Source organism: Photobacterium proteolyticum, assembly GCF_001939735.1.
GTDB classification, from domain to species: Bacteria; Pseudomonadota; Gammaproteobacteria; order Enterobacterales; family Vibrionaceae; genus Photobacterium; species Photobacterium proteolyticum.
This window is the reverse complement of record NZ_MJIL01000042.1, coordinates 37,341-61,756: the sequence shown is the minus strand read 5'-3', so window position 1 is coordinate 61,756 and position 24,416 is coordinate 37,341. Positions and strand designations below refer to the sequence as shown.

The window sequence follows — 24,416 nt, the reverse complement described above, 5'->3', positions numbered from 1 at the left end:
TAGAGGCGCCTGCTGCTGTTAGCTACTGGGGGGGAGCTCGTCACGAGTATCTGGGCTATTCGACAGTACCCACTGCTCTACTTTTCCGGTTACCTGCGGGTGCGTTAACAGGTCCAGATGGTTAATACCGACGCCTACCCACTTATTATCGTCAAGATAGTTCAGCGCTCGCTGATCAGCTGTCGATTCGCCCAAAGCACTTGAAACCGGCACCAGCCCATCACCCAACTTGAGATTATTCTCATCCTTTAAATTCTGGCCAAGGCAACTCGCAATAGCACAACAAACCACGCCCTCAGGTAATAACGGACGTCCCGGCAAATGAGGAGCCTGTCCTGCCCTCTCCCAATCCCCATGGCGAACGAATCCCTGGCTCAAGTCTTTCGTCCCGCTACTACGAATTTCAGACAACTTATTAAGTGTCTTCAAGTATGGAGCATCAGCAAGTCTGCCATCTATCCAACAGGCCAGCTGCGCCAAGGGAGCGCCATTATGCGGGGTACCAAGGGTGATGAAAGTGCGAAGAGTCGATAGCCAGTCAAGTTCATGTTGCTGGGCATAGTAGCACGCGCTTCGGGTTACCAGCCCGCCCATGCTATGGCCGATAATCACCAGCTCCTTCACTTGGCACGGCCAGGCTGAAATAAGTCGTTCGAGCATTAACGCAAATGCTTCGCCGTTGGTCGAGATATGCAAGCCGGTGTTATATCGTAAATAAATCGGCGTATATCCGTATTTTGCCAAGCTTCGGCCATGATCGTGATCCTTGCGCTTCCACTGGACATCATTCATACACCAGCCATGCACACACAATACAATGCGCTCACTACAGTCGGAAAGCTGCTGACTCAATATGTCAGTTTCAAGGCTCAGGGTCTGGCGCTGATCACGAATAGCCATTTCCTGCTTCAGACGGCTGTCTCGCTGAACCAGATAATCACCGAGAATGCCATTTAATGTGGCAATGACTGCGTCACTTTGAACGGGCGGGAGGCCATGCTCTATGAAGTCGCCAAGCTTTTCCTTCGCCACCTCTCTGTTTTCAGACACTTTTGACGATAGCTCATCCATCAGCACCTGAAACTTCTGACTTAGGTTATTCCTAGAAATCATACTTCAACCTTTGTTAAGCCACATTTACTAACCATCATTGATTAGCTGAATACTGAAATCAAGCACTTCACAAGAAGAAGGGCTTATTTTTAAATATTGAAGAGAGTGTTTGTCAGAAGTTAAATATAATATGAAGGGTTCAAAATAAAATCATAGAAAATTGCAAAACAAGTATGACAATAAAAATTAGAAAAATCACTCTAATTATTAATTTAAATAAAAATAATTTCAGGCTATATATTTACAGCCTGAAATTACGATGATAAATAATTATAAAACCTCGGCGGCTATCAGCTCTTCATTGAGGGACTTTTTTATATAATCTTCCAAGATCATATCCGCCGCTTTCTCAGCAATCATTATTGTTGGTGCATTAGTATTACCGCCAATTAATGTCGGCATTATTGAAGCATCGACCACACGCAAGCCCGAAACGCCCCGGACTTTTAACCTGGGATCCACAACAGCCATTTCATCTTGTCCCATCTTACACGTACCAACAGGATGATAAATCGATTCGGCTTTACGACGGATAAAAGCTTCAAGCTCTTCATCTGTCTGCACCTCTTTACCGGGGAATACTTCTTCACCTCGGTAGTGATCAAAAGCAGGCTGTTTCAGGATTTCACGAGAGAGCTTAATCCCTTTTACCATCACAGCAATGTCTTCTTCATTGTCGAGATAGTTCGCTTGGATAACTGGCGGCGTCGCCGGATCACTATCCCGAAGCATCAGCCTTCCTCGGCTTTTCGGGCGTAGATTACACGCATGTAACGAGTAGCCATGCCTTACCGTTTGCCACAGATTCAGGCCATGGTTATCCAAAAAACAGGGAGAGAAATGAAACTGTACATCCGGCACAGCCTGCTCTGGAGAGCTTTTCACAAAGCCACCGGCTTCAGCAATGTTGCTGGTGAAATTCCCTTTCCTAAACAAGATATAATCGAAGATCCCTTTTATCGAGCGCAGCAAAGCAACAGGGGAAAAGCCCACAGAGTAGAAGGTTCTTTCACGAGTTACTGCCAGCACATCAAGGTGATCCTGCATGTTCTCTCCTACGCCGGGCAGATCACACACAACAGGAATATCATGTTGATCTAACTGCTCTTTCTTTCCAACCCCCGAAAGCAACAGCAACTGTGGACTGTTTATGGCCCCGCCACTGAGCAGCACCTCACCACTACAACGAAGCGTATGCGTTGTTCCCTCTTTGCGATATTCAATTCCCGTCGCTTTGGTTCCCTCAAACAGTACTCTTGTTGTCAACGCATCCGTAATAACAGTTAGATTATCCCTCTCCTCTGCCGGTCTCAGATAGCCTACGGCAGTACTGCAGCGCTGGCCGTTTTTCTGGGTGACCTGATAGTAGCCAACTCCTTCCTGATCAGCGCCATTAAAATCCTCTGTATATCGATGCCCGGCTTGTTTGGCCGCCTTAATAAACGCCTCTGACAGCGGATTTTTTATCCTCAAATCAGACACATTTAATGGGCCATGTGAGCCATGATAGGCATCGCCACCTCGCTCCTGATGCTGAGATTTCTTAAAATATGGTAAGACCTCCTTGTAACTCCACCCTTCATTACCGAACGACGCCCATTCATCGTAGTCACAGGCGTGTCCACGTATATAACACATCGCGTTTGAAGCGCTGCTACCACCAAGGGTTTTTCCACGCGGCCAGAATAGCTGCCTGTTGTTAAGGTTTGATTCCTCCTCGGTGTAGTAACGCCAGTTCATTTTCTTGGAATGCATCATGCCGATGATGCCAAGTGGCACATGAACCATAACACTTGAATCTTTCGGTCCGGCTTCAACCAGGCAAACCTTTATTGACGGATCTGAAGACAACCTATTAGCAAGTACACAACCCGCCGAACCTGCCCCCACAATTATGAAATCATACATAATACCCTCTCAAGTTAATCGCGATGATTTGCCAGCCAATTTATAAAAAACCAGTCATTGATATTGATTATTTCTCACACCATCAATCATAGATTAATTTACCTATTTTTGATTTATTTCCTTAATGAAATTGAAATATTTGCCATTTTTCAAAATAAAAAGGTGATCTATTTAATAAAATTGCCCATTAACTAAAGACAACAACTCTGACCAGTGTAACTTATATTTCTTAAAGGAATTAAAGAATATTGCCCATCAATTAAGGAGAGCGAATGGCATATTTTCTAACAGGTGGAACGGGTTTTTTAGGCCGCAATCTCATCACCAAACTACTCAAGCGCGAAGGAACTATCTATATCCTTTGCAGGAATGAAAAGGCCCAAGAAAAACTGACAACCTGTATATCGGAATGGGATGTTCCGGCAGATCGTATTGTGCCAATCATGGGTGATCTGACACAGCCTCAACTAGGATTAACCAAGAGTACAGTCGCAGCATTAAAAGGAAAGATTCATCATTTCTTCCATCTAGCTGCAATTTATGACCTGAATGCGACTGCCGAGGCTCAAGAGGCAGTGAACATTGAAGGAACTCAAAATGCAGTAGAAGCCGCCGAAGCATTGGATGCGGGTTGCTTCCATCACATTAGTTCAATCGCGGCTGCCGGGTTATACGAGGGGCACTTTCGCGAAGATATGTTTGAGGAAGCCGAACACCTCGAACATCCTTACTTTTCAACCAAGCATCTGGCTGAAAAGACGGTCCGCGAACAGTGTAAGATACCGTTTAGGATCTACCGCCCAGGCATGGTGATCGGTGATTCCAAAACAGGTGTTGCAGATCGTGTAGACGGTCCGTACTACCTATTCAAAATGATCCAGCGTATTCGCGCCGTGCTGCCAGCCTGGGTACCGACAATTGGTCTTGAAGGCGGAAGCCTGAACATTGTGCCGGTCGACTACGTCGTCAACGCACTGGACCATATTGCCCATAAGGATGGGCTCGACAGCCAGTGTTTCCATCTTACCGATCCGAAACCTTATCGCTCCGGCGAAATCATGAATATTTTTGCCGAGGCTGGTCACGCTCCGCGTATGGCGCTTCGACTTGATGCCAGATTATTCGGTCTGGTACCGAACCAGGTCAAGAGTGCCATTTTGTCTCTGCCGACCATCAAGCAAATCACAGACGTGACGCTGAGAGATTTAGGGATCCCTTCGGATGTACTCAAATTCTTCACGTACCCGACTGAGTTCGATTGCCGTGAAACGCAGAAGGCGCTAAAAGGCTCTGGTATCGAGTGCCCTCGCCTGCCAACATATGCGCCCGCTATCTGGGACTACTGGGAACGTCATCTTGATCCTGAGATCTCGGGAGATCGCAGCCTAAGCGCACGCGTCAGCAACAAGATCATTATGATCACCGGTGCCAGCTCAGGGATCGGACAGGCAACAGCATTCAAACTGGCTGAAAATGGCGCTGAAATGATTCTGGTGGCCCGTGATGAAGAAAAGCTGGCCAATACCAAGCTTGAAGTCGAGAAACGTGGTGGCGTTGCGCACACCTTCCAGTGCGATCTTTCTGCTATCGATCAGGTTGAGCAGTTGGTAGCAGATGTACTCGAAGCACATGGCCGCGTCGATATCCTCATCAATAACGCCGGACGCTCTATTCGTCGCTCTATTGCTAACTCAATCGATCGCTTCCACGATTTCGAGCGAACCATGCAGCTGAACTACTTCGGTTCACTGAAACTGACCCTTGGTCTGCTACCAAGCATGGAAGCCCAGGGTGGCGGCCATGTTATCAATATCTCGTCTATCGGGGTGTTGACCAATGCGCCGCGCTTTTCTGCCTATGTGGCTTCAAAGGCAGCGCTGGACGCATTCACCCGCTGTGCGGCATCTGAGTACTCAGACCTGAACGTGAACTTCACCACCATCAACATGCCGCTGGTTGCAACACCTATGATTGCACCAACCAAAATCTATAAGTCCGTACCGACACTGACACCAGATGAAGCGGCCGATCTACTGGCTACTGCGATTATCGACAAGCCAAAACGTATTGCGACCAACCTCGGTATTTTTGGTTCGTTGCTTCACGCACTATTCCCGAAACTGGCTGAAATCATCATGAACAGCAGTTTCCGAATGTTCCCTGACTCCAAAGAAAGTGATCAAGGGAAAGAACAAAGAAGCGAAAAAGCCTCTTCGGCAGAGCTCATTGCATTCTCTGCCCTGCTGAAAGGCATTCATCTTTAATCAACCAAACACTCGTCTCAAGGGTGTGGCTAGGTAACAACTATTTAAGGACAAAATCATGGCTGATCTAAAAGAAAACTTTGAACAAGCACAACTAGACGTAAAAAAACTGACCAAGCGCCCATCTAATGAAGAGTTGCTCGCACTGTATTCTCTGTACAAGCAGGCAACGGATGGTGATGTACACGGTAAACGTCCTGGCATGTTTGATTTCAAAGGCGCTGCCAAGTACGAGGCGTGGGAAGGCCTGAAAGGCATGGATGCTGAAACAGCAATGCAGCAATATGTTGATAAGGTCACTGAGCTGACTGCAGCTTACGCATAATTCCTTCGGATAATGACAGTATAAAGGCCGCTTTTGCGGCCTTTTTTGATAAACGCAATTATTACTGCTTCACTGCAGGCTTGCGATACCAATGCTCGTAATCCCATTTTTGAGTCTTACGATCACGATTGATTATCCCTTTGTTATCCCGCCATACCGTCTCATCGATAAAATCCTTAACCAAGTAAGGAACTACATTGGACCTCTTTCAATTCAACCACAAAACCGCATCATTCTCTCGAACATTAAAAAAGCCATACAACATAGCGTTATATGGCCTTTATTTACGTGACTGCTTTCTATTCTAGTGAAGACTTGCTGCTTTCTTCTCTGAGTCTTCAAGGCTATCCTGATTTTTCGCTGTCGCCTGAGGATCAACCTCGACAGTAGCCGACAGCATCTCCGTCAGCTTCGCCAGTTGCTTCTCAAGCTCTTCGACTTTTTTCTGTTTCTCGGCAAAAAGGATCTCGAACTCTTCATCTTCAGGCGTTAATGAATAATTCGCCGCTTCTACTGCCGTCTCAACCGCAAGCGTTTCATCCTCGCGAAATTCAAGCTGCTCTGAAACTGCTGATACCGCAGTATTCATCACTTCTGCCTCAATATCTTCCAACGCTTCAACCATATAATCAGCTATCACCTCAAAACCAGGCAGTGACTGGTTACAAGCCACCAGCGAGAAGTACATGGTATCGGCATTACTAAAGAAAGTGATGTTAAGCGTCTGACCTGGCATCAAAAGCGATACCGGGTACTGCTCCTGTACTTTGGCGCCCATGAAATAGAGCTTCTCTTTCGCACCGGGAACGTTAGAGATAAGCAGGTTGCTCGCAGGTGGAATAAAATTATTCAAGCCAAACTTACCACTAAACAGCGAAACACCATTGACCAGCAAGGAATAGTTTACATAAGCATCCGGTGAGATATTCAAAGCTTCTTTCTTCAGATCTAGTGTCGCGTGCTGGATCGCTTCTAGCCTTTCCAAAGCACTCAGGTGGGGCTTGCCAAGCTCCACATGTCCAACCGACATTTTATTGCCCTTGACTTCGACACCACCGCTACCTTTACCACGCAGGTTTATAGGCATCATCGCTACCAACGGTTTTCTCAGCGGTATGGCACGATCAATAAGATAGCGGTTCAACGCGATATCACTCACGGTAAACAAGATGTCATTCATCGATGCACCGGTGATCCGGCTGATATGCTTTAGCTGGCCGATAGAAAAGTTGCCTAGGCTCACTGCCCGGCTTCGCTTCGGACTCAGGTTGAACGGGGTCTTGGGGGCGGTAAACGGCACTTTCAAATCACAGTCAGCAAGTTTCACCGCTTTTAACGCCAGTTTGCTACCCAGCCGGAACATAGACGGGATCAGTGATATCTGCTTCGATGCAGCCATTGCCGTCTTCATCACCATGTCAGTCAGATGCGTTTCTTCACGGCGCTGAGACCTGCTCTTGCGCAAGTCACATTGCCAAAACGGTTTATTCTCGAACGAATTATCAACATCGGCCGAACAACTATCGGTAAAGATACGGCTTGCACGCACACCATCAGCCATTGAGTGGTGGATCTTCATCACAAGGGCGACACGATTGTTTTCAAGTCCACCGACTACCCACAGTTCCCACATAGGGCGGCTGCGATCCAATACCTGACTGTGAAGACGGCCGACAACCTGCTGGAGCTGATGCTCCGTTCCCGGCGACGGCAGCATGGTGATCCGCAAATGATCGTCTAAATTAACATTGCGCATGACATCCCAACGAGGTTTTCCTGTCAGCGACCAATTTAACTTCCAGTTGAACGGAGGAACTGTCTCTGTCTGCTGCAAAAAGTGACTGTATAAGTCCTGAGCATATGTCGCCGCATGTTCTTCCGGCGGCTCTAGAATGACCAATCCGGTAACGTGCATTGGTGTTTTTGCCGTTTCAAAGGCAATGAAGCTGAAGTCAAGAAGAGACAAACTTGGCATATGATGTTCCTTATCTAACTTGCTTGGCGGCCAATTTGCCTCAAACAATAATCGGTGAATCAAAACACTCGCAGGTTGTTGCTATTTAACTTCTTTCGCTAGCTTTTCCACTGCAAGCTGCAGTCGATCAACTTTATCTTCAAAATCAGACAGTCGGTTGCGATCCAGGCCACAAGTTTTATTTAAGGCGGTATTAAAGTGTGATTCCGAGCGTTTCATAATGGCAGATTGCGTCACTTTAACGCGTTCAAGGGTTTCCGTTTCCACCTCCTGACCTTTTTCAACCAAGTCATTAAAACGCTTGGTCGCTAAGTGCTGAGCCATGCCGGCCTGCTCGATACCTTTACTGTATGCACCCAAACCTGCCAGTACGACATTTTTCAGGGACTTCTCACCCATATTGGCCACAGATTTAATATTCCCCATCATATTCATCGGATTAATCATAACTCTTTCCCTATTGATATCTCGTTGGGTATTTCAAGCGAATTTATAACCAAGCCAAATCGTAACAATCAGAATTAGATCATTCTTTCTAATCTGGAGGATGAACTGATAGCAAGATCACAGATTACTGCAAGCCAACAATTAACGCTTATATTTCAATGGGTTACAAAAACACAAACCGTTCACCTCAAAAATTAGAATCCTCCACCAAATTGTATTTTTTTTATCCTAAATATGCTCACTGTGACTAGGTTCAATTTATTGAAATAGAACAATCATCAAATTATAAAACTAGAGTGACGACTCTAGTTTTAACACGAACAATACAATTCGATAATAATAAGAAAATGCCTGTCTCCAATAAAAAAATCGAACAAGGAATGCAAAATGTCAGTATTAGAGTTAGTTGATACCCATGTTACCCATGTTACCCATGTTGCCACCAATGCGGCTTCACAGGCCAAACCAGCAGCACCGGAATTCGCCGATGCCGAAAAGCTTGTCGATCACATCATTGAGGTCGTCGGTAAGGAAATTGTTCTTGGCGCACCGTTGGCAATAGGTAAACCCATCGCCTTTATCAACGCGTTGTACCAACGTGCCAAGGCAGATCCAAGTATTACTCTGCGTATCGAAACCGGAATCACACTGGAAAAGCCTGTCGGTAAAAGTCAACTGGAGAAAAACTTTCTGGAACCCTTTGTCGAGCGCGAGTTCGAAGGTGTCCCTGATATCGACTACATCATGGATCTGAGAAAAGGAGCGGTTCCGTCCAATATCACCGTCAGTGAGTTTTTCTTTAAGGCCGGAAGCTTCCTCAATAGTCCGCAACAGCAAAACTATACCAGTACCAACTACACGCATGCCGTACGTGACTTGCTGGATAAAGGGGTCAATGTCGTTGGCCAGCTTGTCGCCAAACGCACGATAGATGGCGTTACCACCTATAGCTTGTGCAGTAACTCTGACTTGGCTCTCGACTTTGCTCCAGTTCTCAAAGAGATGCAAGACAGTGGTAAACCTGTTGCGATGATAGCGGAAGTCAATTCCAACATGCCTTTCATGCAAAACCATGCTGAAGTGGCCGATAATGTTTTTGATTTTGTCCTCGACCAGAACCTGAAGCCAGACAACAAGGACTACGCCTTATTCGCTGCGCCTCATGCCAGTATCTCTCCGGAAGACCACATGATTGGCTTCTACGCCAGTACGCTGGTTAAGGATGGCGGAACACTGCAGGTTGGGATCGGCTCACTCAGTAGTGCACTGATTTACAGTACCTTGCTTCGACACCAGAACAATGCTGTCTACAACCAAATCGTGGACGAGCTGCACGTTGCCGAGAAGTTCCCGGTCACCCGTCTCGTTGGCGATCGCGGTATTTTCGAAGAAGGTCTCTATGGCTGTAGTGAGCTGATGGTCGATGGTTTCATGAACCTCTACAAGGCAGGGATCCTTAAGCGAGAAGTGTTTGAAGATCTCACCGTTCAGACTTTGCTCAACAAGAAGAAAATCACGACAGACGTTAGCGTCTCTACCTTGCTGACTTTGCTTGAGCATGGCGCGATTCATCAGCAGTTGACGGCAAAAGATGTGGGCTACCTGAAACGCATCGGTGTCTTCCGCGGCTCCGTCGAGTTCTTCAATGGCCAGCTTCAGGCCCAGCACCAGACCATGAAGGCCAACCTGGGTGACGCCGAAGCACTGCAGTGGATCACCAAGTTCTGCTTAGGGGACAAACTCAGCGGTGGTGCCGTTATGCACGGTGCATTCTTTATCGGGCCGAAAGACTTTTATGAAGCACTCAATAACCTGAGTGATGAAGACCATAAGAAGTTCTGCATGACCAGCGTCAACTATGTCAATGATCTCTATGACCACTTCATTGGCAGCCAGCAACTGAAACAAGCACAACGCAAACATGCACGTTTCATTAACTCCGCAATGATGGTTACCCTGAACGGTTCGGCAATCTCCGATGCACTGGAAAACGGTCAGGTTGTCAGTGGTGTCGGTGGTCAGTACAACTTTGTAGCCCAATCCCACCAGCTACCTGATTCACGTTCTATAATGAAGCTTCGGAGCTGTAGCGTTCGAAATGGCAAGTTGAAGTCGAATATCATGTTTAACTATGGCCATACTACTATTCCACGTCAGTTGAGGGATATTGTCATTACTGAATATGGTATTGCAGACTTACGCGGTAAGCCGGATCACGTTGTATACACGGAGCTGATCAAAATCGCCGACTCTCGTTTCCAGCAACAATTGCTAGACCAGGCAAAAGCAGCTGGAAAAGTCGCCAAAGACTATACAATCCCCGTAGAGTTTGGCAACAACACGCCTGAGGCCATTCAAGGCATTTACCAAAAGTTTACCCAGCAAAATATATTTGGCCCATTCCCGTTTGGCTGTAGCTTTACGGCCGAAGAGCTTCAGTTGGGTAAAGCGTTAAAAGCCCTGAAAGCTAAAACGGCGACACCGAAAGGCAAAATCAAGTGCATACTGAACGCGATCACAACACCGAAGCCAGATAAGACCATACAGCCATTGTTGAAACGAATTGGTTTGGAAAACCCAACCAGTATCCAAGATAAGTTGACTCAGCGGTTGCTTATCGCGGAACTCAGAGGCCGGTAAACGGCCCGTCAATGTGAGCAAGCTGATAGAGGTAAACATGGCAAAAAAAAATAAGGAAATAGCACTGTGTCCCTACGCCGCTATTTGGGGTTGCCCCAAATGCCCGGTTAAGAGAGTTTGTCCGGGCAAAACCACAATAGGAGATCAGCCTCTTAGGGTTAAGCGCGATAACACCGAAAGCAAGTAGCACTGATGTATGCTCCTTAGTACCAACAAGAAAGAAAGCCCTTGTGCTTTCTTTCTTGCTTTTACCCAAACCACCTCACTGTTCACTATTCTGATAAATGCTTCGCACGTTTGTATACAAAACTAGAGATAAATGGTGGTAATAATTTCTCAATCTCATACTCTATGTAACTAATAATAGAATCGCTCTCTCAGCCGGTAACAATTATTGTTCTAACTGAATGAGCCATTAGGAGACATATAGTTAGCATGCCCGAGAAAAAACAATCAGAGCTGAAAAAAACAGCCGCGACTCAAACAGGTCAAACCCAGGATGATGTTGTTTACGGGCATATCTTTGATGCCATTCTTGAGCAACGCCTTCCACCCAATACCAAACTCAATGAAGAAGCCCTCGGCGAAATCTTTGGTGTCAGCCGCACCATTATCCGTCGCGCCTTACTCCGTTTATCGGTCGAGCAGATTGTCAATATTCGACCCAACCGCGGTGCTATCGTCGCGGCCCCCAGCGTCGAGGAAGCCAAACAGGTACTGAAAGCCCGAGAAGTACTGGAACTGGCAATCACAGAGCTGGCGGTTGATAATGCGACCAACGAACAAATTGCCTCTTTGCGCCAGCTTGTCGAAGAAGAGCACCAGGCTTTTGAACAAGGCGATATTGGTCGCGGGATCCGCCTGTCTGGTGAGTTCCATATCCAGCTTGGTGATATGGCGAACAACTCTCCTCTACTCTCTTTCCAGCGCAGCATTGTCTCTCAGACGTCACTGATTATTTCACTGTATGAAGTTGGCACACGCAGCCAATGCTCGTTTGACGAACACAATGACTTGCTAGATGCAATTGAGGCAGGCGACAAAGCCAAGGCAATAAGCCTGATGAAAACCCACCTTGAACATATCAAGTCAAAGCTAGCCCTCGACGAGGAAGCGATAACAAAAGATCTTCACGCGGTTTTCTCGGATGTGATCAAGAAAAAGTAAGCAAAAAAAGGAATAGTACGCTGACCGTACTATTCCAAAGGGCTCAGACACCGTGGATCCGCGCCTACCGTTTTGGTCGACAAGCTGATAACGGCTGACACTCGGACCTATCAGGCAAATAAAAAAACCGAAGCAAAACAAGTGTAAACACCACCAACAGAAAAACCGTGACTTAGTTGTGTCTCGACGTATTCGACCAATGACCCATAACACTCATCAAACTCCGGGAACACATAACAAAGGAGACTAAAGTTATGTGCCAGTAACCAGTGTTATTCATTGCCGAATGTCATGATCGGCCAGCTTCTCGATAGCCCGGATCATCGCGGAATGGTCCCACCCCTCTCCTCCGAGTTTCACGCACTCATCAAACAGCTTTTGCGCCATCACCGTACTTGGCAGACTCACCCCCAATGCCTCTGCTCCGGTAATCGCCAGATTGAGATCCTTTTGGTGAAGTCCAATCTTAAAGCCAGGATCAAACGTTCCTTTGATCATCCGCTCACCGTGCACTTCAAGAATCTTCGAGTTGGCAAACCCACCCATCAGGGCTTCCCTTACACGAGCCGGATCGGCTCCTGCCTTGGAAGCGAAAACCAGAGCTTCCGATACCGCTTCGATATTTAGGGCAACAATGATCTGGTTGGCGACCTTGCAAATTTGGCCGGCCCCATTGTCACCGACCAGGGTGATATTCTGCCCCATAATTTCAAACAAGGGTTTTGCTGCGTCAAAGGCCGATTCATCACCACCCACCATAATGGTCAAGACGCCATTTATCGCACCGACCTCGCCCCCCGACACCGGTGCATCAAGGTACTGAGCTCCCGTTTCTTTCACTCTGGCCGCAAACGACTTGGTTTCAATAGGCGAGATCGAGCTCATATCAATCACGGTCTTGCCTGCTTCAAGTGCCTCGATGACTCCATTATTGTCAAACAGAACGCTTTCAACCTGCGGTGTATTCGGGACCATCAGGATGATGTATTCTGCAGCTTCCGCCGCTTCTTTTGGGGTGGCGTAAGCAACGCCTCCACCGGCAATAAGCTCAGCCGGAGCCTGGCTGAAATGCTCGGAGAAGACCAGTTGGTGACCGGCCTGCTGTAAGTTCAGTGCCATAGGCTTACCCATGATCCCGGTACCAATAAACGCAATCGTACTCATCACTCTCTCCTTAGATTTGATTAAAGTCTTTTAGCCAGTGCAAGCCTGCTTCGGTGGTTGTCTTCGGCTTGTACTCACAGCCGACCCACCCCTGATAACCAAGCTCATCCAAATGCTTGAACATATACGCGTAGTTAATCTCACCGGTTCCCGGTTCATGGCGGCCTGGATTATCTGCCAACTGGACATGCTGAATATGCTCGAATTCTCGACTGACAGTGGTCGCGATATCTCCCTCCATAATCTGCATATGGTAAATGTCGTATTGCAGCTTGAGGTTGTTGCTGCCGACCTGTTCCAACACATCGAGTGCCTGGCTGGTGTTGTTCAAAAAGAAGCCCGGAATGTCACGGGTATTGATTGCCTCAATCACCAGGCTGATACCTTCGGCTGCCAGAGCCTCGGCTGCAAACTTGAGGTTGGCAACAAAGGTATCATTGGCAACCTCTTCACTCACACCAGCCGGAACAATGCCCGCAAGGCAATTGACTTGTGAACAGTTAAGCGCTTTTGCACAGCTAACGGCTTCCGGCACGCCGGCTCGAAATTCTTCTACACGGCCTGGGTCAACCGCAATTCCCCTGTCACCTTCTTCCCAGTTACCCGCCGGAAGGTTAAACAGTACTTGGGTCAGCCCAAACTGGGTCAGGCGCTGTTTAATCTCAATGGCATCAAAGTCATAGGGAAAGAGATATTCCACACCATGGAATCCGGCATTGGCTGCCGCTTCAAAACGGTCCAGGAAAGGCAGTTCGTTAAACAGCATGGATAGATTTGCAGCTAGTTTCGGCATCTTGGCCCCCTTTCAATATCGATAAACCGGTTACTGATTGAATGTAATGGCAGTCGGCGCGTCATCCACACCTTCTGCAAGTGCTTCAAACTCGTTGATGCTGTCAATTTCGACACCCATGGCAATATTGGTAACCCGCTCAAGAATCACTTCCACCACCACTGGCACCTGATGCTTCTCCATCAGAGTTTGTGCCGTAATAAAGGCCTCTGAGATCTTGCTAGGGTCGGTCACTCTGATCGCCTTGCAGCCTAATCCTTCAACTACGGCTACATGATCAACGCCATACCCCTCCAGCTCCGGCGCATTCTGATTGTCAAATGCCAGCTGAACACAGTAATCGATATCGAACTGGCGCTGGGCCTGGCGGATCAGACCAAGATAGGAGTTGTTAACCAATACATGGATGTAAGGAAGATTAAACTGGGCGCCTACGGCCAGTTCTTCAATCATGAATTGAAAGTCGTAATCACCGGAAATAGCCACTATCTTGCGCTCCGGATCGGCTGCTCTTACTCCCAAAGCGGCTGGAATTGTCCAACCCAGCGGTCCTGCCTGGCCACAATTGATCCAATGGCGCGGTTTATAGACATGCAGAAATTGTGCAGCAGCAATCTGTGACAGACCAATGGTGCTGACGTAGCAGGTTTCTTCACCAAACACCTTGTTCATCTCTTCATAAACCCGCATCGGCTTAACCGGAGTGGTATCAAAGTGTGTCTTTCGCAGCATAGTCGCCTTACGCTGCTGGCACTCCGCTACCCAGTCAGAGCGATCTTTAAGCAGTACCTTGTCTTTCATTTCCCGGGCGACTTCCACCAAGAGCTCAAGTGCAGCCTTGGCGTCAGAAACGATGCCCAAATCCGGACAAAATACACGCCCAATCTGAGTCGGCTCGATATCAATATGAACGAACTTCCGCCCTTTGGTGTATACATCTATCGAACCGGTATGGCGATTTGCCCAACGGTTGCCGATCCCGAACACAAAATCTGACTCTAGCATGGTGGCATTACCGTATTTGTGGGCAGTTTGTAGTCCCACCATTCCTGCCATCAATTCGTGATCGTCCGGCAACGCGCCCCACCCCATAAGCGTCGGAATAACCGGCACACCGGTAATTTCGGCAAATTGCTGCAGCAAGGCTGAAGCACCCGAGTTGATAACACCGCCACCAGTTACCAACAATGGTTTATCCGAGGCATTAAGCATGCTCACAGCTTTCTCGACCTGTGCCCGGGTTGCCTTTGGCTTATACGCCTCGAGAGGTTCATAGGTATCGATATCAAATTCGATTTCCGCCAGCTGTACATCCAGCGGCAGGTCAATCAGTACCGGACCGGGACGTCCGGATCGCATCAGATGAAATGCCTGCTGGAAAGCCCGCGGAACCTGTGCAGGCTCCAAGACTGTTGTTGCCCATTTCGTAACCGGCTCGGCAATCGTCTCGATATCCACGGCCTGGAAGTCTTCCTTGTGCAAACGTGCGCGTGGTGCCTGCCCGGTGATACACAAAATAGGAATAGAATCGGCCGAGGCGGAATACAAGCCGGTGATCATATCGGTACCAGCCGGACCTGAGGTGCCGATACATACCCCGATATTGCCGTCACGGGTACGGGTATAGCCTTCTGCCATATGTGATGCCCCTTCGACATGCCGGGCAAGAACATGGTTTACCCCGCCTGATTTTTTTAGGGCTGCATACATAGGATTGATCGCTGCGCCGGGAACGCCAAAGACCAGATCAACACCTTCTCGTTTTAACACTTCTACTGCTGCTTCTATTGCTTTCATTCTCGCCATGCCAGTCTCCAGTCATATTGTATACAATTTAAAGCTTTATTGTATTATTTCCACTCATCAGGAATTTAAGCAAGCGTGATTTTACATTTTTTAAACAAACAACCACTTCTAAACGCACAAACCTAGATATTATTCATATAAAAACAATCACTTAAGTCTTTGTAATAACCCACAGACCCTCAACCAGGCATTAACAATTGAGTAAATTAATTTTTGCCTTGTTTTACAAATTGAGATATAGATAGATACACTCACAAATAATTATGTATACAACAATGTGAAGTATTGTTTAAAGGAGACGACTATGAATCAGGAAAGCACTATGGAGCGACAATCATCATGTATCCAGATAACAGGAAATATCACAGCGAACGAGTTCAGCACCATTCTTAACCCGGACGCCCTGACTTTCCTGCAATCACTTGTCGAGACATTTGGTGACAGGCTCGATGCCTTGATGGCTTTGCGCGATGAAAAACAAGCAGGCTATGACAATGGGTTGCTACCTGACTTCAGAGAAGACACCCAAGCAATACGTAATGATAAAAGTTGGCGTGTTGCCCCTATTCCGGCCCCGCTGCAAGACAGACGGGTGGAAATAACCGGCCCGGTAGAGCGAAAGATGGTGATCAATGCGCTGAACTCTGGTGCCAAGGTCTTCATGTGCTGTTTTGAGGATGCTACCGCGCCGTCTTGGGGGAACATGATCCAGGGACAGATCAACCTACGGGATGCCAACCGTGGGACTATCAGCTATTACGATGAGAAGAAAGACAAAAGCTACAGCCTCAACAACAACCCGGCACTGCTAATTGCCAGACCGCGTGGCCTTCACCTGCCCGAACAGCACATAATATTAAATGGCAAAGCCATTCCAGGCTGTCTGATGGATTTCGCCCTGTACTTCTACCATAACTATCAGCCCCGTTCTGACAAAGGGCTTGGCGTCTATTACTACCTCCCTAAACTGGAAAGTATGGAGGAAGCACAATGGTGGAGTGATGTGTTTACCTTTACCGAAAACTACTTCAACCGAGATCGAGGAACCATTCGTGCAACCGTACTGATAGAAACATTACCGGCAGTGTTCCAGATGGATGAGATCCTCTATGCCATGCGCGACCATATTGTCGCCATGAACTGCGGACGCTGGGACTATATTTTCAGCTACATCAAAACGCTGAAAAACCATAAAGACAAGATCCTGCCTGACAGGCACGACGTGACTATGGACAAGACATTCCTAAATGCCTACAGCCAACTACTTATCAATACCTGCCACCAGCGAGGTGCCCTTGCGATGGGGGGGATGTCAGCCTTTATCCCGAGCAAAGATCCGACCGAAATGGCTCAGGTGCTAACCAAGGTTGTCGAGGACAAGCAACGTGAATCGACAAATGGCCATGACGGTACTTGGGTTGCCCATCCGGGATTAGTTCATACCGCCATGGAGATTTTCGACAACCACCTTGGCAATCGCCAAAATCAACTGGATTATTTCCCAACATCTGCAGCAGACATTACTGCCGCTGATCTGCTTACCCCTTGTGAAGGCAAACGTAACGAGGAAGGCGTACGCAAGAACATTCGCATCGCACTCTATTATATCGAGGCATGGATCCGCGGGGTTGGCTGTGTGCCTATTTATGGCCTGATGGAAGATGCCGCGACGGCCGAGATTTCCCGGGCAAGCATCTGGCAATGGATACACCACGGGATAACACTCGACGACGGTCAAGTATTTACAGCGGCTCTATTTCGAGAGTGGCTATCACAAGAGCTCGACACCATTAAATTCGAAATCGGTGAAGAAAGTTACTCCCAACGACGTTTTGAAGAAACGGCAACACTGTTTGATGACATCTCGACCGCGAGTCACTTTGCAAACTTTCTGACGCTACCAAGCTATTCCTTACTGGTAGAGTAAGTACTAACCACCAGCATTGTCTCGCCTAACACTGGCCGCGGTAACTGAATCATCGCGGCTATTGTCACCGATCAGACGCATCAGACAGCCATCACCTTACAGGCTCTATTTTTACATCATGATTGGAGGAACATACGATGAACTTGACACTCAATGAGGCGTTAACCATTACCAAAGGCGCATTCAGTGCCGGAACAACTAAAGGCTCAGCACCATTGACTATTGCTGTACTTGATAACGGCGGAAAGCTCATTTCCCTCCAGCGACAAGATGGCTCCAGTATGATGCGACCCGACATCGCCATTGCCAAAGCATGGGGAGCGCTCGCTTTAGGCTGCTCGTCAAGGAAACTGGCCGACGATGCCAAGCAACGTCCAGCCTTTATTTCCGCAGTCAACGTACTGGCAGAAGGCAATATGCTGCCCGTACCCGGTGGCGTCCTGATCCGCAATGATGACAAGCAACTCCTTGGGGCAGTCGGAATAAGCGGTGATCTGTCAGAGCTTGACGAAATGTGTGCAATTTCCGGCATCAAAGCCGCCAACCTTATTCCAGACGAGAGTTGAGCCCCCTTCTCTTCTACCTGGCTAACCGGATATCTGCTAAGCCCTTATTTCAACTGAAATAGCGGGCTTAAGCAGCCAAACAAACTCTGAATGAAAATCCTAACCTTCTGAATTAATTAAAAATAATAAAAAATATCACATTTCAAAAATACCAAACCATGCACGATGAACGAATAACTAAACATCACGCTATCTCTTTATCACCAGAGAGCCCCCATTTTAGTTGATGCCTCACTCTTTGGGTATTGCAAGATTATGCGCTTAAGAAACAATCGATTAGATGTGGCACATCTTTAGCAACCCTTACTATGCTTAATATAAAACAATTATTTTTTCTCACCTGAAAGTCTAGTTGTCAGAGGTTGAAAGGAGAGCTTATGGAAGTAATAAAAGCATTCATATTCGGCTTCATCTTATCCCTTTCTATCGGGCCCATCGCCCTACTGGTGCTCAATAACGGTATCCAGCACGGTTATACAGTTGCAGTGAGAAGCGCCATTGGTGCCGCGTTGGCAGATTACTGCTATGCCCTGATTAGTTTCATCGTTGGAACCTGGATCATCACCTCTTTTACCGATTATCACTACCAGATCATTTTGCTTTCTTCCTGGGGACTTATCTTTGTCGGCTTCTACATGATGTACGGCGCGCTGCAAAACACCCGACTACTGACTAATTTCAGCCAGCCAACCCGTAAGCTTGGCTTCCGTGCAGCTTTTTATTTAACTCTTGCCAACCCAATCGCAGTGATCGCCCTCTCTGCATTCATAGGCCATGCCACCGATCACGTTGATCTGCTATTTTCGCTTCAACTAGCAGGAGCTATTTTTACCGGCAGCTTAGTGATTCAGTGCATACTGGCCATTTCTGGCTCATTCTTCAAAGATCACTTTGACACACTCACCTTTCCATTTTATCTGCAGCTACTCGGTGGATTGATGATCTGTCTATTTGGTGTCTACAACTTTGTAGAGCTTGCAAAGTAATTTCCACCCCAGCACTGCAACAGCACACACACTTAACAATAAGAAACCACAAGCATAATATTGCATTACAACCGTGTTAATGAATGTAATATAACTACAAATTAAACGATTGCGTAATCGCTTACGATCCCTTTCCCTTATTTTAACGGTTCAACAGCCCATTCATGGTTGTTATAATTACAACATAATTTATACAAGACCATTCGGGGCAAGGAATCTCCCCCTTTATATCAATCTTCGGTTGATTACAGACTCATGATGAGGTGATTGGCAAAACTAGAGGGTAACTATTATGGAATTTAACACAGTTGAACTATTGGGCTATGCATCTTCATTGATGGTGGCAATCTCACTCATGATGAAAGACATTGTATGGCTACGTATTCTGAACTTCGTAGGCTGTGTACTTTTCACCACATACGGCTTCATGATTGACGCAATGCCAGTAGTTGTAACGAATGGTTTCATTGCTTGTGTTAATGTTTACTTCCTGGCGAAGATGCAGCAAGAACGAAGCAAACAAGCAGACCTCGCTTGCGAATCAGCATAGCAACAAACTGAATATCGAATTTAGAAAAAAGCCAACAGCATGCTGTTGGCTTTTTTGTTATGACTTTTTCAAGTGTTTTTTCTTCACACTTTCGGATATTTCCCGGACAAGCCGTTTTACCCTTTCATTGTTATACATACTTGCAGATCCAATGCAGAGAGTGAATAGATAATATGTCCCAATAGTACGAACGTTCTCTGAACACAGGCTGTCTACAATTGATACCGCACAACACTACAGTGTAACGCTGTAAGAGTGTTACTTGGCTAGTTAAATTATCTTCGATAAAAACTGCTGTAGTCTCGGATGCTTAGGTGAATCAAAGATGTGCTCCGGGGTATCACCGACTAGCAGCTCCCCATCTTCCATAAAGAGCACGCGATCGGCCACTTCACGAGCAAACCCCATTTCATGGGTAACGACTACCATCGTCATCCCTTCGGCGGCCAAGTCTTTCATCACATCCAGTACTTCACCGACCATTTCCGGGTCAAGTGCCGATGTCGGCTCATCAAAAAGCATCACATCTGGCTTCATTGCCAATGCTCTGGCAATAGCAACCCGCTGTTGCTGTCCACCCGACAAATGGCTCGGATAAACATCCATTTTTTCGACCAACCCCACCCGCTTCAAAAGCTGCTCAGCCTCAATTTCAACCTCGGCAGAGTCACGCCCCAACACCTTAACTGGCGCCAGCATCACATTGCCCTTTACTGTCTTATGGGGAAACAGATTAAAAGACTGAAACACCATCCCGACATTTTCACGCAGCGTATTGATATTGGTCGCTTTGGCATACATATCCAGACCATCAACCCAGATATCTCCAGAGGAAGCCACTTCAAGCTGATTCAGCGTACGAAGAAACGTAGACTTTCCGGATCCTGACGGTCCTATTATCACCACCACTTCACCACGTTTAATCGTGGCACTGACATCCTTCAGCGCATGACAGTTGTTCGGATAGATTTTGTTTACATTCGTTGCAACGATCATATCGTCGCCATCATAGTTCCTAGTCACTGGTCGCCAACCTCTTCTCTATACGCTGAACACCCCAAGATAAGGTAGTGGTTAACAGCAGGTATAACCCGGCTACAACAAACCATACTTCGAATGTGGCAAAACTGCCGCTGATCACTTCTCGTCCAGCTTTGGTGAGATCCGTAATGGAAATGACCGAGACTAGGGACGAATCCTTAATCAGCGTGATCAACTGTCCTGCCATTGGCGGTAGCGTGCGCTTAAACGCCTGAGGCAAAATGACATATACCATAGCCTTGGGGTAACTCATCCCAAGCGAACGTGCCGCCTCCATTTGTCCCGGAGGAATAGACTGGATGCCTGATCGAATGATTTCAGCGATATAGGCACCGGTGAAGATAGACAACGCAACAATACCTGCTGCAAACCGGTCTAAGTCAAAAATGGTTCCAAGGAAAAAATAGACGATAAAAATCTGTACCAGCAGCGGAGTGCCGCGGATCACCTCAACATACAGATAGGCAAAGTTTTTAGTCACCGGGTTGTGTGAAATCCGCATCAGCCCGGTAATTAAGCCAAGAATAATGGCAAAAAACAGTGAAATGACCGATATTTCAATGGTCACCCAAAGGCCAACCACCAAAGGACCCATGGTCCATTGCTCGCTACGAGCGATGAGATCCCCTTCAAAAATCAAGTCGCCGTCTTCTACCAGACGTTCGTCATAAGTGGTGATCAGTTGCGGTTCATCACCATAATCAAAATTAATTGTAATACTGTTATCGGCATTGATAACAGCCGTCCCGCTGCCACTCGCACGGATCTCTTGTGGGCTGGTATCAACAAGAAAAGGCGTGATCCGCTCCCACTGCCAGTTGTAATTTATTTTTTGCGATGACTGGTAAACGGCGAAAACTAAGACAGCCAGAATGGCCGCAAATACGCCGTGCCAAAGCCACCGGCTCGAGTTCCTAAGCATATACATCTTCCATTAGGAGCATTGAAACGTGTCTGAAAAGCCAAAATCGGTAGCCGGGCAGGCATACCCGGCTCCGAGAAAAGCATTACTGAACCTGGCTTAGCCACTTATCGTTCTTAAACCATTTGTCATAAATACGATCGTAGCTACCGTCGCCTTTGATCTGACGCAGGAAGTTATTCAGGAAGTTCAACATATCCATGTCGCCTTGTGCGATCGCCCATCCCAGAGGTTCAAAGGTAAAAGGCTTTTCAAGGTGAACAACCTTGCCAGCATTTTGCGATGCATAGATTGCATTGAACGGCATATCATAGATAAATGCATCTGCTTTACCGTTAGCCACTTCCAGCACGGCATCAGCCTGTGTTTCAAATACATTCAGCTTAGCCTTGCTGATCATACGCTTGATCGCTTGCTCGCCCGTGGTACCCAGCTTGGTTGCAATTGTGTATTTTTTGTCGTTCAAATCTCTATAGCTGGTCACTTTGCCTTCCAGCTCAGGGTTTAGCAAAATACTTTGGCCAACGACAATATACGGGTCTGCAAAATTCACACGCATGTTACGCTTGGCATTGATGGTCATACCGGCATTGATCAGGTGACACTTACCAGTAAGAAGGGTTGGGATAATACCGTCCCAGGCCGTATTGACAGGCACATATTTCACTCCCATCTGGCGTGCCATGATTTTACCGATATCAATGTCAAATCCGATATAGGAACCATTTTTACTTTTCATTTCAAACGGCATGTAACCAGCATCAAAACACACTCGAAGCTCGCCTGACTTGGCAATATCATCGAGAATCGGTCCTGCGGAGACCGTTGTTGAAGCTGTCATCAAAGCCATAGCTGCGACAAAACCACTGAATAACTTGCGCATAAACATCCTTGTATCCTTTATTATTGGTAAATTGGCTTGTATCAAGCTGATACAAGCTTGGTTATAGCAAATAAAATATCTCGGACTCAAACGCGAGCTGAAGAAAAAGAAATAAAAAGCACATATACCGGCATAAATATTCAGCCTATAACACTAGTACATGACAATACTGCAGACCCATCAACTAGTCATTGTATTAAGCCCTGTATTTGATCTGCCATATCAACAAAAAAACAAAATTTAACAAAAATATTCATTTTTTTGACATTTAGTTAATTGCACTGCTTTATGAGTAGAGTCTTTCTGATAGCTATTGAGCACCGGTCAACAATTGAACGATATACCTGTAGCGCAACATACCCCCTTATCATATCCATTTTAAATTCCCCTGTGATATAGTAGCGCCTAGATAGAAGAAGTTGTGGGGAGTACTAGGATGTACAGCATGGGTAGATTCAAAATCCAATTTGCGATAATCGCTGTTATTTCTGCAATATTTACCTATGTCATTTTGTATTACCCTTCTAATGAGCCCACTATCTATATCGACGTATTAATTGAAGGGGTTATGGCAATAAGTTGCTTGTTCCTTATGTTTTTTACTGAAACGTTAAAGGATTCCCGTGAGGTTTACCGGACCCTCATTATTTCGTCTTGCCTCCTCTTCAGCGGACACTACCTTGATGTGATTGATGAATTCACAATATCGTTAGCCTTATTAGACGCATTAGAAGCTACCTTCAAGCCCCTTGGTTTTTTGCTTTTCATTGCAGGCAGTTACCGCTGGGTAAGATTCCATGAGAATCAGAGCGAGCAACTTAAACATCTGGCTGAAGTTGATCCTCTTACAGGATTACTCAATCGCCGGGCATTTACTGAAAAGGCCCAGTCATTGCTTCTACAACCTTTTAATGAAAATCAACATGTTAGTGTTATTGTATTTGATATAGACCACTTCAAGGGAATCAATGACAGCCATGGGCATGGACTAGGTGATCGCGTGCTTACGGAAGTTGCCGCAATCGTTAAATCAACCCTCAAAAAAAATGACCATGTTGCGCGCCTGGGAGGCGAAGAGTTTGTCGTGCTGCTTAATGATACGGGCGTAGACAGAGCCAAGGAAATTGCAGAAGAAATTCGAACCAATATAGAGGCCATATCAATCCTTCACAGGCACCAACAAATACAGTGTACTGTCAGCCTGGGTATCGTCAGCGAGCACGCTGTAAATACCGATATTACAACTCTTATTGAACGTGCAGATATGTCACTATACCAAGCGAAATCAGATGGAAGAAATTGCTGGCGTGTCGCCGTTTAACTCTTATTTAGACAACTATATTTACTGAGTCTATGTTAGAAGCACATGTAAAGCCTGAGTGACTATACTTGAAGCGGCCTATTGAAACCTAACCGCGGATAGAATCAGCATGAAAAAGCAACTGAATGAGAAAATAAACAGCTCCCGCGAAAAAATCCGGGAGATAACCCAAACGATTGACGAAAAATCTGACGAACTGTCTGATGAAACCAAGCAGCTATGGAATCGCGCCAAGGAGCGGCTTTCTGAAGTAAACCAGAAACTAGGAGAAGCATCTGACCACCTTGCAGGGAAATCAGATGAAGCCACGCTGCAAGCCCATTTAGCCGCTATGGAAGCCCATGATAAATGGCAGCACATAAGCAGTTCTGTAGATAAGCTGGCACAAAAAACAAGTCGTCAGGCGAAGACAGAACTCGATCATGCTGCGCTGCAAAGCCACCTCGCCAAAATGGAGGCTGACGATTTTATGGAAGCGACCGGAAATAACATCGTCCACAACTTCAATACTGCGCGCAGCAAGATCGAGAACACCACCGTTACTTCCATAAAAGAAATGGAAGCCTATGTCAGCCGACTAGCCAAAAACATTCGCCGCAACCAATAGAGACGGTAGCC

20 protein-coding genes are annotated in these 24,416 nt (G+C 46.7%); 10 read left to right on the top strand and 10 right to left on the bottom strand.

Annotation, left to right across the window (positions count from 1 at the left end; all coding sequences use genetic code 11):
- Positions 1 to 18: 18 nt before the first annotated feature.
- Complete coding sequence (locus tag BIT28_RS01960) at positions 19 to 1,113, bottom strand: PGAP1-like alpha/beta domain-containing protein (protein WP_075761959.1); 1,095 nt, start codon at positions 1,111 to 1,113, stop codon at positions 19 to 21.
- 270 nt (positions 1,114 to 1,383) lie between these two features.
- On the bottom strand, positions 1,384 to 3,021 hold the full coding sequence (locus BIT28_RS01955) for a GMC family oxidoreductase (protein ID WP_075761958.1): 1,638 nt from the start codon (positions 3,019 to 3,021) through the stop codon (positions 1,384 to 1,386).
- Between the two features lie 272 nt (positions 3,022 to 3,293).
- On the opposite strand from BIT28_RS01955, the gene BIT28_RS01950 reads away from it, so the two are divergent.
- Together BIT28_RS01950 and BIT28_RS01945 are read left to right on the top strand one after the other, a co-directional pair.
- Positions 3,294 to 5,285, top strand: coding sequence for an SDR family oxidoreductase (locus BIT28_RS01950; RefSeq protein WP_075761957.1), 1,992 nt, complete (start codon positions 3,294 to 3,296; stop codon positions 5,283 to 5,285).
- A 58-nt stretch (positions 5,286 to 5,343) separates the two neighbouring features.
- The gene (locus BIT28_RS01945; RefSeq protein ID WP_075761956.1) at positions 5,344 to 5,610 is read left to right on the top strand and encodes an acyl-CoA-binding protein; all 267 of its coding nucleotides are present in this window, start codon (positions 5,344 to 5,346) and stop codon (positions 5,608 to 5,610) included.
- A 304-nt stretch (positions 5,611 to 5,914) separates the two neighbouring features.
- Here BIT28_RS01945 and BIT28_RS01940 read toward each other — a convergent pair whose 3' ends face one another.
- Together BIT28_RS01940 and BIT28_RS01935 are read right to left on the bottom strand one after the other, a co-directional pair.
- Positions 5,915 to 7,585, bottom strand: a complete 1,671-nt coding sequence (locus tag BIT28_RS01940) for a wax ester/triacylglycerol synthase family O-acyltransferase (RefSeq protein ID WP_075761955.1) — start codon at positions 7,583 to 7,585, stop codon at positions 5,915 to 5,917.
- A gap of 81 nt (positions 7,586 to 7,666) precedes the next feature.
- Complete coding sequence (locus BIT28_RS01935) at positions 7,667 to 8,032, bottom strand: phasin-related domain-containing protein (protein ID WP_075761954.1); 366 nt, start codon at positions 8,030 to 8,032, stop codon at positions 7,667 to 7,669.
- Positions 8,033 to 8,419: 387 nt separating this feature from the next.
- Between BIT28_RS01935 and BIT28_RS01930 the strand changes: the two genes are divergently transcribed.
- Together BIT28_RS01930 and BIT28_RS01925 are read left to right on the top strand one after the other, a co-directional pair.
- Positions 8,420 to 10,672 carry an acetyl-CoA hydrolase/transferase C-terminal domain-containing protein gene (locus tag BIT28_RS01930; RefSeq protein ID WP_075761953.1) on the top strand — a complete coding sequence of 751 codons (2,253 nt, stop codon included), beginning with the start codon at positions 8,420 to 8,422 and terminating at the stop codon, positions 10,670 to 10,672.
- A 435-nt stretch (positions 10,673 to 11,107) separates the two neighbouring features.
- Positions 11,108 to 11,839, top strand: a complete 732-nt coding sequence (locus tag BIT28_RS01925; RefSeq protein WP_075761952.1) for a GntR family transcriptional regulator — start codon at positions 11,108 to 11,110, stop codon at positions 11,837 to 11,839.
- A 276-nt stretch (positions 11,840 to 12,115) separates the two neighbouring features.
- Here BIT28_RS01925 and BIT28_RS01920 read toward each other — a convergent pair whose 3' ends face one another.
- From BIT28_RS01920 to gcl, 3 genes are read right to left on the bottom strand one after another with little or no spacing between them, the layout of a single operon-like run.
- Entirely contained in the window at positions 12,116 to 13,003 is an 888-nt protein-coding gene (locus BIT28_RS01920) for a 2-hydroxy-3-oxopropionate reductase (RefSeq protein ID WP_075761951.1), read from the bottom strand.
- Between the two features lie 10 nt (positions 13,004 to 13,013).
- A complete protein-coding gene (gene hyi, locus BIT28_RS01915) occupies positions 13,014 to 13,796 on the bottom strand; it encodes a hydroxypyruvate isomerase (protein WP_075761950.1) in 783 nt (260 codons plus the stop codon).
- Positions 13,797 to 13,826: 30 nt separating this feature from the next.
- Positions 13,827 to 15,602 carry a glyoxylate carboligase gene (gene gcl, locus BIT28_RS01910; protein WP_075761949.1) on the bottom strand — a complete coding sequence of 592 codons (1,776 nt, stop codon included), beginning with the start codon at positions 15,600 to 15,602 and terminating at the stop codon, positions 13,827 to 13,829.
- A gap of 304 nt (positions 15,603 to 15,906) precedes the next feature.
- Here gcl and aceB point away from each other — a divergent pair, with 304 nt between their 5' ends.
- The 4 genes from aceB to BIT28_RS01890 all read left to right on the top strand — a co-directional run bounded on the left by aceB (position 15,907) and on the right by BIT28_RS01890 (position 19,631).
- Complete coding sequence (aceB, locus tag BIT28_RS01905; RefSeq protein ID WP_075761948.1) at positions 15,907 to 17,529, top strand: malate synthase A; 1,623 nt, start codon at positions 15,907 to 15,909, stop codon at positions 17,527 to 17,529.
- A 137-nt stretch (positions 17,530 to 17,666) separates the two neighbouring features.
- Positions 17,667 to 18,095: a GlcG/HbpS family heme-binding protein gene (locus BIT28_RS01900; RefSeq protein WP_075761947.1), complete on the top strand. Its 429-nt coding sequence runs from the start codon at positions 17,667 to 17,669 to the stop codon at positions 18,093 to 18,095.
- Between the two features lie 377 nt (positions 18,096 to 18,472).
- Positions 18,473 to 19,081 carry a LysE family translocator gene (locus BIT28_RS01895; RefSeq protein ID WP_075761946.1) on the top strand — a complete coding sequence of 203 codons (609 nt, stop codon included), beginning with the start codon at positions 18,473 to 18,475 and terminating at the stop codon, positions 19,079 to 19,081.
- 292 nt (positions 19,082 to 19,373) lie between these two features.
- The gene (locus tag BIT28_RS01890) at positions 19,374 to 19,631 is read left to right on the top strand and encodes a YgjV family protein (protein ID WP_075761945.1); all 258 of its coding nucleotides are present in this window, start codon (positions 19,374 to 19,376) and stop codon (positions 19,629 to 19,631) included.
- Positions 19,632 to 19,901: 270 nt separating this feature from the next.
- Here the strand turns inward: BIT28_RS01890 and BIT28_RS01885 are convergent, their stop codons facing one another.
- The 3 genes from BIT28_RS01885 to BIT28_RS01875 form a co-directional block, all read right to left on the bottom strand.
- The gene (locus tag BIT28_RS01885; protein WP_075761944.1) at positions 19,902 to 20,627 is read right to left on the bottom strand and encodes an amino acid ABC transporter ATP-binding protein; all 726 of its coding nucleotides are present in this window, start codon (positions 20,625 to 20,627) and stop codon (positions 19,902 to 19,904) included.
- Positions 20,628 to 20,646: 19 nt separating this feature from the next.
- On the bottom strand, positions 20,647 to 21,594 hold the full coding sequence (locus tag BIT28_RS01880; protein WP_075761943.1) for an amino acid ABC transporter permease: 948 nt from the start codon (positions 21,592 to 21,594) through the stop codon (positions 20,647 to 20,649).
- Between the two features lie 85 nt (positions 21,595 to 21,679).
- The gene (locus tag BIT28_RS01875) at positions 21,680 to 22,477 is read right to left on the bottom strand and encodes a transporter substrate-binding domain-containing protein (RefSeq protein ID WP_075761972.1); all 798 of its coding nucleotides are present in this window, start codon (positions 22,475 to 22,477) and stop codon (positions 21,680 to 21,682) included.
- A gap of 445 nt (positions 22,478 to 22,922) precedes the next feature.
- Between BIT28_RS01875 and BIT28_RS01870 the strand changes: the two genes are divergently transcribed.
- A complete protein-coding gene (locus tag BIT28_RS01870; RefSeq protein ID WP_075761942.1) occupies positions 22,923 to 23,798 on the top strand; it encodes a GGDEF domain-containing protein in 876 nt (291 codons plus the stop codon).
- Positions 23,799 to 23,907: 109 nt separating this feature from the next.
- On the top strand, positions 23,908 to 24,405 hold the full coding sequence (locus tag BIT28_RS01865) for a hypothetical protein (RefSeq protein WP_075761941.1): 498 nt from the start codon (positions 23,908 to 23,910) through the stop codon (positions 24,403 to 24,405).
- The last annotated feature ends 11 nt before the right edge of the window (positions 24,406 to 24,416 follow it).

Excerpts from the sequence above, each read along its gene's own strand:
- BIT28_RS01960 (WP_075761959.1), bottom strand. The coding sequence starts at position 1,113 with ATGATTTCTAGGAATAACCTAAGTCAGAAGTTTCAGGTGCTGATGGAT.
- BIT28_RS01875 (WP_075761972.1), bottom strand. The coding sequence starts at position 22,477 with ATGCGCAAGTTATTCAGTGGTTTTGTCGCAGCTATGGCTTTGATGACA.
- gcl (WP_075761949.1), bottom strand. The coding sequence starts at position 15,602 with ATGGCGAGAATGAAAGCAATAGAAGCAGCAGTAGAAGTGTTAAAACGA.
- BIT28_RS01890 (WP_075761945.1), top strand. The coding sequence starts at position 19,374 with ATGGAATTTAACACAGTTGAACTATTGGGCTATGCATCTTCATTGATG.
- BIT28_RS01955 (WP_075761958.1), bottom strand. The coding sequence starts at position 3,021 with ATGTATGATTTCATAATTGTGGGGGCAGGTTCGGCGGGTTGTGTACTT.
- BIT28_RS01895 (WP_075761946.1), top strand. The coding sequence starts at position 18,473 with ATGGAAGTAATAAAAGCATTCATATTCGGCTTCATCTTATCCCTTTCT.
- hyi (WP_075761950.1), bottom strand. The coding sequence starts at position 13,796 with ATGCCGAAACTAGCTGCAAATCTATCCATGCTGTTTAACGAACTGCCT.
- BIT28_RS01870 (WP_075761942.1), top strand. The coding sequence starts at position 22,923 with ATGGGTAGATTCAAAATCCAATTTGCGATAATCGCTGTTATTTCTGCA.
- BIT28_RS01865 (WP_075761941.1), top strand. The coding sequence starts at position 23,908 with ATGAAAAAGCAACTGAATGAGAAAATAAACAGCTCCCGCGAAAAAATC.
- BIT28_RS01880 (WP_075761943.1), bottom strand. The coding sequence starts at position 21,594 with ATGCTTAGGAACTCGAGCCGGTGGCTTTGGCACGGCGTATTTGCGGCC.
- BIT28_RS01950 (WP_075761957.1), top strand. The coding sequence starts at position 3,294 with ATGGCATATTTTCTAACAGGTGGAACGGGTTTTTTAGGCCGCAATCTC.
- BIT28_RS01945 (WP_075761956.1), top strand. The coding sequence starts at position 5,344 with ATGGCTGATCTAAAAGAAAACTTTGAACAAGCACAACTAGACGTAAAA.
- BIT28_RS01930 (WP_075761953.1), top strand. The coding sequence starts at position 8,420 with ATGTCAGTATTAGAGTTAGTTGATACCCATGTTACCCATGTTACCCAT.
- BIT28_RS01920 (WP_075761951.1), bottom strand. The coding sequence starts at position 13,003 with ATGAGTACGATTGCGTTTATTGGTACCGGGATCATGGGTAAGCCTATG.
- BIT28_RS01935 (WP_075761954.1), bottom strand. The coding sequence starts at position 8,032 with ATGATTAATCCGATGAATATGATGGGGAATATTAAATCTGTGGCCAAT.
- BIT28_RS01885 (WP_075761944.1), bottom strand. The coding sequence starts at position 20,627 with ATGATCGTTGCAACGAATGTAAACAAAATCTATCCGAACAACTGTCAT.
- BIT28_RS01940 (WP_075761955.1), bottom strand. The coding sequence starts at position 7,585 with ATGCCAAGTTTGTCTCTTCTTGACTTCAGCTTCATTGCCTTTGAAACG.
- BIT28_RS01900 (WP_075761947.1), top strand. The coding sequence starts at position 17,667 with ATGAACTTGACACTCAATGAGGCGTTAACCATTACCAAAGGCGCATTC.
- BIT28_RS01925 (WP_075761952.1), top strand. The coding sequence starts at position 11,108 with ATGCCCGAGAAAAAACAATCAGAGCTGAAAAAAACAGCCGCGACTCAA.
- aceB (WP_075761948.1), top strand. The coding sequence starts at position 15,907 with ATGAATCAGGAAAGCACTATGGAGCGACAATCATCATGTATCCAGATA.